9 protein-coding genes are annotated in these 12982 nt (G+C 75.9%); 4 read left to right on the forward strand and 5 right to left on the reverse strand.

Going from position 1 to position 12982, the window contains the following annotated elements; all coding sequences use genetic code 11:
- The first annotated feature begins 781 nt into the window (after window positions 1-781).
- Genes ACYVPE_RS15700 through ACYVPE_RS15715 form a run of 4 tightly spaced genes read left to right on the forward strand, consistent with a single transcriptional unit; the run spans window position 782 to window position 4395 of the window.
- Window positions 782-1849 carry a lipid II flippase MurJ gene (locus tag ACYVPE_RS15700; RefSeq protein ID WP_461034198.1) on the forward strand — a complete coding sequence of 356 codons (1068 nt, stop codon included), beginning with the start codon at window positions 782-784 and terminating at the stop codon, window positions 1847-1849.
- Between the two features lie 31 nt (window positions 1850-1880).
- Complete coding sequence (locus ACYVPE_RS15705) at window positions 1881-2597, forward strand: polysaccharide deacetylase family protein (RefSeq protein WP_461034257.1); 717 nt, start codon at window positions 1881-1883, stop codon at window positions 2595-2597.
- A complete protein-coding gene (locus ACYVPE_RS15710) occupies window positions 2594-3682 on the forward strand; it encodes a glycosyltransferase (RefSeq protein ID WP_461034199.1) in 1089 nt (362 codons plus the stop codon). Before ACYVPE_RS15705 ends, ACYVPE_RS15710 begins: the two co-directional genes overlap by 4 nt.
- Complete coding sequence (locus ACYVPE_RS15715) at window positions 3682-4395, forward strand: YveK family protein (RefSeq protein WP_461034200.1); 714 nt, start codon at window positions 3682-3684, stop codon at window positions 4393-4395. The genes ACYVPE_RS15710 and ACYVPE_RS15715 overlap by 1 nt, the downstream gene beginning before the upstream one ends.
- 25 nt (window positions 4396-4420) lie before the next feature.
- On the opposite strand, the gene ACYVPE_RS15720 is transcribed toward ACYVPE_RS15715, so the two are convergent.
- From ACYVPE_RS15720 to ACYVPE_RS15740, 5 genes are read right to left on the reverse strand one after another with little or no spacing between them, the layout of a single operon-like run.
- Entirely contained in the window at window positions 4421-5182 is a 762-nt protein-coding gene (locus ACYVPE_RS15720) for an SDR family NAD(P)-dependent oxidoreductase (protein WP_461034201.1), read from the reverse strand.
- An 18-nt stretch (window positions 5183-5200) separates the two neighbouring features.
- Window positions 5201-6784 carry a sensor histidine kinase gene (locus tag ACYVPE_RS15725; protein ID WP_461034202.1) on the reverse strand — a complete coding sequence of 528 codons (1584 nt, stop codon included), beginning with the start codon at window positions 6782-6784 and terminating at the stop codon, window positions 5201-5203.
- Between the two features lie 13 nt (window positions 6785-6797).
- A complete protein-coding gene (gene cydD / locus ACYVPE_RS15730; RefSeq protein ID WP_461034203.1) occupies window positions 6798-10445 on the reverse strand; it encodes a thiol reductant ABC exporter subunit CydD in 3648 nt (1215 codons plus the stop codon).
- A gap of 13 nt (window positions 10446-10458) precedes the next feature.
- A complete protein-coding gene (gene cydB, locus ACYVPE_RS15735) occupies window positions 10459-11454 on the reverse strand; it encodes a cytochrome d ubiquinol oxidase subunit II (RefSeq protein WP_461034204.1) in 996 nt (331 codons plus the stop codon).
- Between the two features lie 12 nt (window positions 11455-11466).
- Window positions 11467-12978: a cytochrome ubiquinol oxidase subunit I gene (locus ACYVPE_RS15740; protein WP_461034205.1), complete on the reverse strand. Its 1512-nt coding sequence runs from the start codon at window positions 12976-12978 to the stop codon at window positions 11467-11469.
- Window positions 12979-12982: the final 4 nt, after the last annotated feature.

The raw sequence follows: 12982 nt of genomic DNA on the forward strand, positions 1-12982 counted from the left end.
GTCCGGCTTCACCGCGCCGGCAGACGCTGGCGGCGGCGCAGCCGCCCAGGCACCGGCCCGGCCCGCCGGGCCATCCGCGCCGGTAGGCGCTGGCCGCGTGCTCGCCGCTGGGACGGCGCGTGCCGACGTGCCGGCGGTGGACGACGCGGCTGCCGCGCCTGCTTTCGCCGCGCCGGCAGGCGATGGCGGTGATCCGGCGGAAGGGCCCGGCCGCGCCCGGGCGGCCGGAGCCGCTGGCTCCGCCGCGGCGGTCGGCCTCCCGGTGGGGGTGCCGGGTCCCGCCGTGCCGGTGGGCGCTGCCGGTGACCTGCCCGAAGGGCCCGGCACCGCCCGGCCTTCGGCCGAGGGCGGGGGCGCGGGCGCCCGGCCATCCGCGCCGGCAGACGCTGGCGGCGTGCTCGTCGCCGGGACGGCGCGGCGCTCCGCGCCGGTCGGCGGGGGGCTGGGGCCTGGCACCGCCGAGTGCGGTCGGTCCGGCCCCTCAGTCCGGACCTCGGGCCCGGACGCCGACGCGGCCGAGGGTGCCTCCGGGGTCGGGTCGGACGTCGTCTCGACGACGGGTGCGTCATCCAGCCCAGGCGTGGAGAGCGCCGCGCCGGCCGTCGGCGGGTCCGGCCCGGCCCGGCCGCAGGCCGAGGGCGGCGACCCGCCCGAAGGGGCCGGTGTCGCCCGGCTGTCGGCCGGGGCCGGTTCGCACGGCGCTGCCCGGCCCGCCGGGCCATCCGCGCCGGTAGGCGCGGGCGGCGCCTGGCGGCGCCTGTCGGCGAGACCGCGTCGTCGCGTGGCCCTGGCCGGGGAGGCGGGGTCGCGCCGGCCCGCCGTGGCGGGCGGCCTGCCGGCCGAGGCGGCATGCGGCCCCGCCGCGCCGGCAGGCGGGGGTGACGCCTGGCCGCGCCGGCAGGCGAAACCGCGCCGGCTCGCCGGGGAGGTGGGGCTGGGGGCCTTCGAGCCGCTCAGGCCGGCAGGCCGCCTCGTGGTGCCGGTCGTGTTGTTCGCCGTGAGTCGGCAGTCGCAGGTGTTGGCCGAGCGCTTCCTCGCCTCGTCGCTGCCGTCCGGGGCCATCTCCTACCTCAACTACGCCCAGAAGGTGGCCCAGTTGCCGATGGTGCTGGCCATGATGATCTGCACCGTCACCCTCCCCATGGTCGCCGGCGCCGTGGCCCGTGGCGAGTTGGAGCGGGCCAGGCTGCGCGTCGAGCGGGATCTCGTCGCGGCCGCCGTGGTCGTGCTGACCGGCGGCGCCTTCGTCGTCGCCCACGCCCCGCAGATCATCGAACTCCTCTTCCAACGTGGCGCGTTCGACGCCGAGGCCACCGCCGCCACCGCCGCCGTGATGCGGGTCTACGCCGTCGGGCTGCTCGGCCACACCCTCGTCGGCGCGCTGGTCAGGCCGTTCTTCTCGGCCGCCAGGCCCACCTGGTTCCCGCTCGCCGCCATGGCCCTCGGCCTGCTCGTCACCGTGCTCGCCGGCCTCGCCCTCACGCCCCGCTGGGGCGCGGCCGGCATCGCCGCCGCCAACGCCGTCGGCATCACCGTCACCGCCACGCTGCTGCTGCGCGGCCTCGCCACCCGCACCATCCCCGTGGACCCACGCCGCGTCCTCGCCCGCGTCGGCCGGCTCGCCCTGGCCGCGGCCGCCGCCACCGCCGCCGGCTGGGCCACCGCCGACGCGCTGGCGCTGCCCGCGCCGGCCACCGTCGCGCTCGGCGCGCTCCTCGTCCCCACCGTCCTCGCCGCCGCGGCGCACGCGCTGCGGGTGCCGGAGACCCGCGAACTCCTCAGCCATGCCCGTACCCGTCTCCCCCTCCCGTCCGCTCTCCCCGGAAGGCAGCGCAACCGTGCCCCATGACGCCAAAGCCTCCGCCCCGCTGTGGCTCTTCATGTACCACTCCATCGCCTACACCAGCCCCGACCCGTACCGCATCACCGTCACTCCCGACCGCCTGTACCAGCAGCTCGGCTGGCTGCGCCGGCGCGGGCTGCGCGGCGTCTCGGTGGGCGAGCTGCTGCGTGCCCGCGAGGCCGGCCGCGGCGACCGCCTGGTCGGGCTCACCTTCGACGACGGTTACAAGGACTTCCTCGACTACGCCGTCCCGCTGCTCCGCGGCCACGGCTGCACCGCCACCGTCTTCGCGCTCCCCGGCCGCCTGCACGGCAGCAACGCCTGGGACGCGGACGGCCCCCGCAAGCGGCTGCTCAACGCCGACGGCATCCGGGCGGCCGCCGCGGCGGGCATGGAGATCGGCTCGCACGGCCTCCGCCACCTCGCGCTGACCAGCCTGGACGACGCGGCGCTCGACCGCGAGATCACCCACAGCCGCGACCTGCTGCGCGAGATCACCGGCCGCTCGGTGCCCGGCTTCTGCTACCCCTACGGCGCGGTGGACACCCGGGTCGCCGACGCCGTCCGGGGAGCCGGCTACGCCTACGCCTGCGCCGTCAACCCCGGCTCGATGACCGGCCGTTACGCGCTGCCCAGGATCCACGTCGGCGAGTCGGACGGCCCGCTGCGGATGCGGCTCAAGCGGCGGCTGCACCCGCTGCGGCGCCGCGCCGTCCGGCTCGAGGCGCCGCCGGCCGGAGCGGTGGCCCGTTGAAACGCGCGCTGCACATCATCACCGGGCTCGGCGTCGGCGGCGCCGAGCGGCAGCTGCGGTCGCTGCTGCGGCGGCTGCCGTTGGCCTGCGACGTGGTCACCCTCACCAACCCGGGACCGGTCGCCGCCGAGCTGCGGGCCGACGGCGTGGCCGTCACGGACCTCGGGATGACCGGCAACCGCGACCTGGGCGTCGTGCCCCGGCTGGCGCGGCTGATCAGGGACGGCCACTACGACCTGGTGCACACGCACCTCTACCGGGCCTGTGTCTACGGCCGGGTCGCCGCCCGGCTGGCCGGTGTGCGGACCGTCGTCGCCACCGAGCACTCGCTCGGCGCCCACCGCATCGAGGGCCGGCGGCTGACGCCGGGCGCCCGGGCGCTCTACCTGGCCAGCGAGCGCCTCGGCGTGGCGACGGTCGCGGTCTCCGCCACCGTCGCCCGCCGGCTGCGCGCCTGGGGGGTGCCGGCCCGCCGGATCCACGTGGTGCCCAACGGCGTCGAGCCGGCCGGCTTCGCCTTCGACGGCGCGGCGCGGCAGGCCGTCAGGGCCGCGCTCGGGCTGCCGGACGGCGCCGTGGTGGTCGGCGGGGTGGGCCGGCTGGTCCCCGGCAAGGGCTACGACCTGCTGCTCCGCGCCGTCGGCGAACTGCCGGACCACGTCTGGCTGGTGCTGGCGGGTGACGGACCCGAGCGGGTCCGGCTGCGCGCGCTCGCCGCCCGGCTCGGGGTGGTGGGGCGGGTGGCGCTGGTCGGCGAGTGGGCGGACGTGCCGGGGCTGCTCTCGGCGCTCGACGTGTTCGTCTCGCCGTCCGGGGAGGAGACGTTCGGGCTCGCCGTGCTCGAGGCGCTGGCGGCCGGGCTTCCGGTGCTGCACGTCACCTGCCCCGCCGTGGATGAGTTGCCCCACCAGGAGGCGCCCGGCGCGCGGCGCGTCGACCCCACGGTGCCCGACCTGACCAGGGCGCTGCGCGCCGAACTCGCGCTCGGCGTGCGACGGCTGCCGGTGCCCGACGCGGTGCGGCGCTACGACATCGACCGGGCGGTGGCCCAGCTGATGACCGTCTACGAGGAGGTGCGAAGGTGATGCGGTGGCTCCGATGGCTGACGTGGCTGAGTCCCCACCGGTGGCTGCGGCCACTCGGCCGGCTGCGACCGCACCGGTGGCTGCGGCCGCTCGGGGCGCTGGGGCCGCTCGGGGCGCTGGGGCCGATGTCCTGGCGGGGCCTGGTGCGGTGGTGGCCGGTGACGGTGTGCACGCTGCTCGGGGCGCTGCTCGGCGCGGGGTACGCGCTGCTGATCGACCGGGAGTACGCGTCGAGCGGCTATGTGGTGGTGCGGGCGGTGGGGGACACGGATCCGGCGGTGGCGCTGGGCTTCGCCCAGTCCTACGGGCGGCTGGCGACCGGCGACGCGGTGCTCGACGCGGCGCGGCGCGAGGCCGGCGTCTCGGCGGCCGACCTGCGCGGCCGGGTCCGGGCGGCGACGTCACCCGACGCGCCGGTGATCGAGATCACCGGCCGGGCGGCGCGCCCCGAGGACGCGGCCAGGGCCGCCAACGCGGTGTCGCGGGCGCTGATCGAGGTGGCCGCGGAGGTGGAGCCGGAGACGTTGGCCCAGCTGACCGAGCTGGCCCCGGCCCACCCCCCGAAGGCGCCGGTCTCCCCCACGCCGCTCCTCGCGCTCGCCGTGGGCGGCTGTGCCGGCCTCGTCATCGGCTGCGTCACCCACCTGACCCGCGCGCCCTCGCCGGCCGCGGCCCCGCCGGCCCCGCGTCCCGAACTGACGCCGGCCGCCTGACCGCCGCGCGACCCGCGGCGGTCGGTCAGCGGCCCCGTTCCGCGCCGCCGTTGACCTGGACGACCTGCGCCGTGACGTGTCCCGCGGCGTGCGAGGCGAGCCAGTGCAGCGTCTCGGCGACGTCCCCCGGCTCCCCCGCCCGGCCGTTGGCCGTCTCGGCGACCAGCGCCCGGCGCCGCTCGTCCGTGACGCCGGCGCCGAAGACCCCGAAGAACTCGGTGTCGTCGACGAAGCCGGGCGCCACCACGTTCACGGTGACGCCACGCGGCCCGAGCTCGCGGGCCAGCGCGAACGCGTAGGGGTGCAGGGCGGCCTTGCTCGCGCCGTAGCCGCTGGAGCCCGAGCCGCGGAGCGCGGCGATGGAGCTGAGGAAGAGCAGCCGGCCGCCGGGCGAGGCGAGCCGGTCCTTGAGCGCCTCGGTCAGCAGCACCGCCGACAGCGTGTTGCTCCGGAAGTTCACGGTCCACTGGTGCGCCGTCGCGGCCAGCCGCCCGGCCTCGTCAGGCGGGCCGGGTTCGAGGCCGCCGTTGCCGCCGGCGTTGTGCACCAGGACGTCCACCGTGCCGAACCGGTCCGCGATCAGTGACTCGACCCTGGCGACGTCCGCCGGCTCCGTGAGGTCGGCCGGCAGTGGCACCGCGTCCGGCAGTTCGGCCGCCGCCCGCTCCAGGACCGCCTCGCGCCGCCCGACGAGGATCGTCGTGTCGCCGTCCCGCGCGAAGGCGCGCGCCGTCGCGAGGCCGATGCCCGTGCCGCCCCCGGTGATCACCACTGTGCGTCCTGCCATGGCGGTGACCGTACCGCCTCACCGGGGCGCCTGCCACGTCAACGCGGTGCCGGCGCCGTCGAGTCCGGGGCCGATGGTGGCCGAGCCGCCGAGCGACTCGGCCCGCCTGGCGAGGTTGCGCAGCCCGCTGCTGCGGTCCTGCGCGGCCGGCAGGCCCCGGCCGTCGTCCGCGACGGTCAGCCGCACCGCGTCCCGCCCGTCGGGCAGCCTGGCCGTGGCGTCCACCACCACCTCCACCCGGCGGGCCCCGGCGTGCCGGGCGGCGTTGGAGAGGCCCTCGCGCAGCGCGGCGACGAGATTGCGCGCCGTCTCCTCGCCGACCAGCGCGTCGACCGGCCCGGTGAAGGCGACCGACGGCGGGAAGCCGAGGGTGGCGCTCGCGGCGCCGGTCTCCCGCAGCACCCGGGTGCGCAGGCCGGCCGGCGCGTCATCCGGCGGCTGCTGGAGGGCGAAGACGGTGGTGCGGATCTCCTGGACGGTGGCGTCCAGTTCGTCGGTGGCCCGCTCGATGCGCCGCGCGGTCTCGGCCCGGGCGCCCGGCTCGGCCCGCCTGGCGCCCTCCAGGACCATGCCGACCGCGAACAGCCGCTGGATCACGAGGTCGTGCAGGTCGCGGGCGATCCGGTCGCGGTCCGCCAGCACGGCCAGCCGCTCGCGGTCGCGGCGCGCCCTGGCCAGCAGCAGGGCGAGCGCGGCCTGTTGGGCGAACTGGGTGGCCAGCGCCCGCTCCGGCACGGTGTAGGCGGGGGAGCCGGGGGCGCGGGCGAGGGCGAGCGCGCCGAGCGCGGTGCCCTCGCTGGCGAGCGGCAGCAGCAGCCCGGGACCCCGACCCCAGGCCGGGAACAGGTCGGTGGGATCGGCCGCGCCCGGGTCGTCGACCACCACCGGCTCCCCGGCCAGCACCCGGCGGAGCGCGTCATCCCGCGCCGGGACGAGGGTGCCGATCAGCCCGCACGCCTCAGCGCCGCTCGCGGCGACGACCTCCAGGTTCTCCCCTTCGGCCGGCTCGAGGACGACGCAGGTCGCGGCGTCGGCCAGGCGCCGCGCCTGTTCGGCGACCACGGCGAGCGCGTTGTCCTCGTCGGCGGCGAGCAGCGAGGTGGTGAGCTCCAGGCTGCCGTCCATCCACCGCGCCTGTTGCCGGACGGCCTCGCGCAGCCGGGCGTTGCCGATGGCCGCGCCGGCCGCGGCGGCCAGCACGCGCAGCAGCTGCCGGTCCTCCGCCGTGAACCCGGCCGTACCGCGTCGCTCGCCTTCCCGCTCGCCGTCCCGACTGCCGTCCCGCTTGCCGGCGACGTGCAGCAGGCCGTGGCCGGCGCCGTGGACCAGCACGGGCACGGTGAGCGGCGGTGGCGGCGGCCCGCCGTGCAGCAGCGCCCTGACCAACGGTTCGGTGCGGCCGTCCCGGTCGCCCGGCTCGGTCTCGCCGTGGACGACGAGGCGCCCGACGGCCTCGCCCTCCTCGTCGAGGACGGCGAGGGCGGCGTAACGGGCGTCCGTCAGCTCGGCCGCGGCCCGCGTCAGCCGGTCCGGTACGGCGTCGGGTGCGAGGTCGCCGCCGATGGCCTCCACGGCCCGCAGCAGGCGGGGCAGCTGCCGCATGAGCCGAGGATAGTCACTCCCTGACCAGGGCGAAACTCGTGTTTGTGGTGTCCTGCGCGGCCGCCGCGGCCGCTCCCGCGGCCCGTTCGAGGTCGAGCGTCCGGCGGAACGGGCCGTCGACCGCGGCCAGCTCGGCGTGCGGGCCGCGCTGGACGACCTCGCCGCCGTCCAGCACCAGCACCTCGTCCACCGCGTCAAGCCCGGTCAGCCGGTGGGTGATGAGGACCGTGGTGCGGCCCTCGGTGGCGGCGAGCAGGTCGGCGGTCAGCGCGTCCGCGGTGGGCAGGTCCAGATGCTCGGCGGGCTCGTCGAGCACCAGCACGGGGAAGTCGGCGAGCAGCGCCCTGGCCAGCGCCAGGCGCTGCCGTTGGCCGCCGGAGAGCCGGGCGCCGAACTCGCCCACCAGGGTGTCGAGGCCGTCGGGCAACTCGGCCTCGACCCAGTCGAGCAGCCGGGCGGCGGCTAGCGCGTCGCGCAGCGCGGCGTCGTCGGCGTCGGGGCGGGCGAGGCGCAGGTTCTCCCGCAGGGTGGAGTCGAAGATGTGCGCGTCCTGGGCGCACAGGCCGACCAGCCGGCGGACGTCGTCCCCGGCCAGCGTCGTCGCGTCGACCCGGTCGAGTGTGTAGGCGCCGGCGGTCGGGTCGAGGAACCGCAGCAGGCAGTGGGCGAGGGTGGTCTTGCCCGCGCCCGACGGGCCGACGACGGCGATCCGGCGGCCGGGGGTCAGCTCCAGGTCGACGCTGCGCAGCGCGGGTTCGGCCGCCCCCGAGTGGCTGGCGGTCAGCCCGCGCAGCCGGAGCGGGAACGGGGTGTCGGGCGCCGCGGCGGGCTCGGCCGGCTCGACGACCGGGGCCGGCGCCTCGGTGATCTCGCGGATCCGCTCGGCCGCGCGCTGGGCGCGCTGCCGCTGCTGGACCGCCTGCGGCAGGCCGGCGACCGCCTCGAAGGCGGCCAGCGGAACCAGCACGGCCGATGCCAGCCAGACGCCGTCCGACACGGTCCCCACCGCGAGCGCGGCGGCCGCGGCGACGGTCAGCCCGGTGACCAGGGTGGTGAGTCCGGCGCCGAGCGCCGTCACGGCGGCGGAGCGGGCGGCCAGCCCGGTCAGCTCGCGGTCCGCGGCGCGCAGCGCCGCCTGCCGGGCCGGCAGCGCGCCGGCCACGGTGCGCTCGGCGGCGCCGGTCAGCAGGTCGACGGTCTGGGTGGCCAGCTCACCGCGGGCCGGCGCGAGCCGCCGCTCGGTGCGGCGGGCCAGGGCCGCGGCCAGCGCGGTGACGCCGAGACCGGCGACGAGCAGCCCGACGGCGAGCGCGCCGCCGGCGGCCGGCGACAGCCAGCCGGTGAACGCCACGGCGCCCAGGCCGACGGTGACGGCGGCGGCGACCGGCAGCAGCCAGCGTAGGAAGTAGTCCTGGAGCGCGTCGACGTCGGCGACCAGCCGGGAGAGCAGGTCGCCGCGCCTGGCCCGGCCGAGCCCGGCCGGCGCCAGCCGCTCCAGCCGGCGGTAGACGGTCACCCGCAGCTCGGCGAGGATCCGTAGCACGGCGTCGTGGCTGAGCAGCCGCTCGGCGTAGCGGAAGACGGCCCGCCCGATGCCGAAGGCGCGGGTGCCGGTGACGGCGACCATCAGATAGAGCACCGGCGGCTGTTCCCAGGCCCGGGAGATCAGCCAGCCCGAGGTGGCCATCAGCCCGACGGCGCTGCCGAGGGCGAGGGCACCGAGCAACGTCGCGAGCGCCAGCCGCCGCGTCTGCGCCCGCGCGGTCGCTCGCACCCACGCCAGGGCCTGGCCGGCCGGGCCGCCCGGTGAAGTGGCCGCGCGCCGCGCGGCCAGCCGGCCGGCGGGGCCGGCACCGAATCCGGTGTCCGCTGCCGCGCCCGGCGGCGGTGCGTCCGCGCGCTGCGCGGGCAGCACGCTGGCCCCGTCCCCACCGGCCTCGGGCCGGCCCGCGGCCGGTCCGGAAGCCGGTTCTGCCGCCGGCGAGGCGGTTGGTTCCACGTGAAACACTCGATCGGCCGCCGCCAGCAGCGCCTGGCGATGGGTGACCAAGAGCACCGTGCGGCCCGCCGTCAGCCGGCGGATCGCCGCGACGACGGCCGCCTCCGTCTCGCCGTCCAGCGCCGCCGTCGGCTCGTCGAGCAGCAGGATCGGCCGGTCACACAGGAACGCGCGGGCCAGCGCCACCCGTTGCCGCTGCCCGGCCGACAGGCCGGCGCCACCCTCGCCGAGCCGCCGGCTCGGGTCGAGGTCGCCGGCCGCCGCGTCCCGCAGCGCCGCGGCGACGGCCGCGTCGTCGGCCTCCGGCCTGGCCAGCCGGACGTTCTCGGCGATGGTGCCCGCGAAGAGCCGCGGCTGCTGCGGCACCCAGGCGATCCGCCGGTGCCACTCGGCCGGCTCCACCGAAGCCAGGTCCACCGAAGCCAGGTCCGCCGAAGCCAGGTCCACCGAGGTCGGATCCGCCGTGTCCGCGTCCCGGCCGTCGATCAGGATCCGTCCCTCGGCGGGTGACACGAACCCCAGCACGGCCGCCAGCAGCGAGGACTTGCCGCCGCCCGAGGGGCCGGTCAGGGCCACCGTCTCGCCGGGGGAGATCGTCAGGTTGGTGCGGGGGAGGGCGTCCGTCGGCCGGCCCGGATAGCGGATGACCAGGTCCTCGACGGTGATGCCGGCCTCGGCCGGCACCGGCCCACGGCCCCGCGCCGGCGGCTCGGTCTCCAGCACCGCGAAGACCTCGTCGGCCGCGGAGAGGCCCTCCTGCGCCGCGTGGAACTGGGTGCCCACCTGCCGCAGCGGCAGATACGCCTCAGGCGCCAGGATCAGCACCACGAGACCGGTGTAGAGGTCGAGCTCGCCGTGGACCAGCCGCATGCCGATGCTCACCGCGACCAGCGCCACCGAGATGGTGGCCAGCAGCTCGAGCGCGAACGACGAGAGGAAGGCGATCCGCAGCGAGCGCAGGGTGCCCCGCCGGTAGTCGGCGGTGATGGCCCGGATGTTCTCGGCCTGGGCCTTGGCCCGGCCGAAGACCTTCAGCGTGCCGAGCCCGGCGACCACGTCGAGGAAGTGGCCGGAGAGCCGGGTCAGCTGGCGCCACTGCCGGTCCATGTGGGCCTGGGTGGCCCAGCCGATCAGCGCCATGAAGAGGGGGATCAGCGGCAGCGTGCCGGCGATGGTGGCCGCGGATATCCAGTCGTCCGTCACGATCCTGGCCAGCACCGCGACCGGCACCACCACCGCCAGCCCCAGCTGCGGCAGATAGCGGGCGAAGTAGCCGTCCAGCGCGTCGATGCCGCGGGTGGCCAGCGTCGTCAGCTCGCCCGTGGTGCGGCCGGCCAACCAGCCGGGGCCGAGCGCGGCGGCGTGTTCGAGCAGCCGGGTGCGCAGCTCGGACTTCACCGCCGCGCTGGCCCGGTGCGCGGCCAGCTCGGTGAGATAGCTCACCAGCGCCCGCCCGAGCGCCGTGGCGGCCAGGAGCAGCAGGGGGGTGCGCAGCTCCGTGAGGGACAGGCCCTCGGTGAACGCGTCGGTGACGACGCCGGCGATCAGCAGCGCCTGCCCGATCACCAGCAGTGCTCCCGCCAGGCCGAGCACCACCGAGGCGATCAGGAAGCGCCGGGTTGCCCTGGCGTGACGCAGCAGGCGGGGGTCGATCGGTCTCATGGTCGGGTCACTCTCAGGACGCGATGTGCTGGGTGCCGATGCGCTTGCGGAACACCCAGTAGGTCCAGCCCTGGTAGACCAGCACCACGGGCGTGGCCAACGCCGCGCACCAGGTCATGATGCGCAGCGTATAGGGGGCGGACGAGGCGTTCTCGACCGTGAGGTTCCACTCCGCGTCGAGCGAGGACGGCATCACGTTCGGGAACAGCGCCAGGAACAGCATGGTGAACGCCGCCACGATCACCACCCCGGAGAAGACGAAGGCCCACCCCTCCCGGCCCGCCGCGTTGGCCAGCAGCGCCGCCACCAGGGCCGCGGCCACCACCACGAGCGCCGCCAGGCTGCGGGCGTTGCCGCTGTCGGACTGCGTCCAGAGCAGGAAGCCGGCCGCCAGCACGCCCCCGACCACGCCGAGCAGACCGGCCGCGCGCCGGGCCCTGGTCCTGATGTCGCCCACGGTCTTGAGCGCGGTGAACACCGCCCCGTGGAAGGTGAACAGCACCACGGCCACCGCGCCGCCCAGCAGCGCGTAGGGGTTGAGCAGGTTGAGCAGGCCGCCGGTGTACTCGAAGTCGGCGTCGATCGGCACCCCGCGGACGATGTTGGCGAAGGCCACGCCCCAGAGGAAGGCGACGGTCAGGGAGGTGACGAAGATGGCCAGCTCCCAGTTCCGCTGCCAGGACTCCTCGGGCCGCTTGGCCCGGTACTCGAAGGCCACGCCGCGCACGATCAGGCAGACCAGGATCAGCAGCAGCGGCAGGTAGAAGCCGGAGAACAGGGTGGCGTACCACTCGGGGAACGCGGCGAACGTCGCGCCGCCGGCCGAGATCAGCCAGACCTCGTTGCCGTCCCAGACCGGGCCGATGGTGTTGATCAGCACCCGGCGCTCCGCGCGGTCGCGGGCCAGCGTGCCGGAGAGGATGCCGACGCCGAAGTCGAAGCCCTCGAGGAAGAAGTAGCCGATCCACAGCACGGCGATGATGACGAACCAGAGTTCGGGAAGACTCATCGGGCCAACTCCTCAGTACGAGAACGCCATCGGGCGGTCGTCGGCGGCGGGATCGTCCCCGCCGATGCGGCTCGGCGGGTTCAGGTCGGACTCGGTCAGCTCGGGCGGCCCGGCCTTGGCGTACTTGACCATCAGCCGCACCTCGATCACGGCGAGGATCGCGTAGAGGGTGGTGAAGACGAGCAACGAGATGAGGACCTCGGCCTGCGACACCCCGGGCGAGACGGCCGCCTCCGTCTTCAGCAGCCCGTAGACCACCCAGGGCTGGCGGCCGGTCTCGGTGAAGATCCAGCCCCAGGCGTTGGCGATCAGCGGGAAGAGCATGGTGAGCAGCGCCAGCCGCCAGTACCAGCGGGTCAGCAGGTGCGGAAGCTCACGGTTCCTGGTGAGGGCGAGGCGCGGCCGTTCGTCCTCGCCGGTGCGGAGGTGTTCGGCCAGCCAGAACCGGCGGCGGGTGAGCCAGAGGCCGGCGGCGCCGAGGGAGGCGGAGGCCATGCCGAAGCCGATCATCCAGCGGAAGCTCCAGTACGCGACCGGGATGTTGGGCCGGTAGTCGCCGGGGCCGTACAGCTCCTGGAGCTCCGCGTTGATGTCGTTGATGCCGGGCACCGGTTCGGAGAAGTTGTCGTGCGCGAGGAACGAGAGCAGTCCAGGCACCTCGACGGCCACCACGTTGTGGCCCTGGTCCACGTCGCCGACGGCGAACAGCGAGAACGGGGCGGGGCCCTCCGTCTCCCACAGCGCCTCGGCCGAGGCCATCTTCATCGGCTGCTGCTCGTACATGATCTTGCCGAGCCGGTCGCCGGAGACGGCGGTGAGCACGCCGGCCACCACCATGGTGATCAGCCCGACGCGCAGCGAGGTGCGCATCACGGCGGTGTGCCGCCGGCGTATCAGGTGGTACGCGGCTATGCCGACCATGAACGCGCCGCCGGTGAGGAAGGCGGCCGTGATGGTGTGGGCGAACTGCGCCACCGCCGTGTTCTGGGTCAGCACGTGCCAGAAGTCGGTGAGCTCGGCCCGGCCCGACTCCTCGTTGATCCGGTAGCCGACCGGGTGCTGCATCCAGGAGTTGGCCGCCAGGATGAAGTAGGCGGAGATCACGGTGCCCACGGCGACGGTCCAGATGGTGGCCAGGTGCAGCTTGGGCGGCAGCTTGTCCCAGCCGAAGATCCACAGGCCGATGAAGGTGGACTCGAAGAAGAACGCGATCAGCGCCTCGAAGGCGAGCGGTGCGCCGAAGACGTCGCCGACGAAGCGGGAGTAGTCGGACCAGTTCATGCCGAACTGGAACTCCTGCACGATGCCGGTGACCACGCCCATCGCGATGTTGATCAGGAAGAGCTTGCCCCAGAACTTGGTGGCCTTGAGGTACTTCTCGTTCCTGGTCCGCACCCAGGCGGTCTGGAGACCGGCGGTGAGGGAGGCCAGGGAGATGGTGAGGGGGACGAAGAGGAAGTGGTAGACGGTGGTGATGCCGAACTGCCACCGCGCCAGCGTCTCCGGTGCGAGAGCGAGATCCACGGTT

This window comes from Streptomyces mayteni, assembly GCF_054783955.1.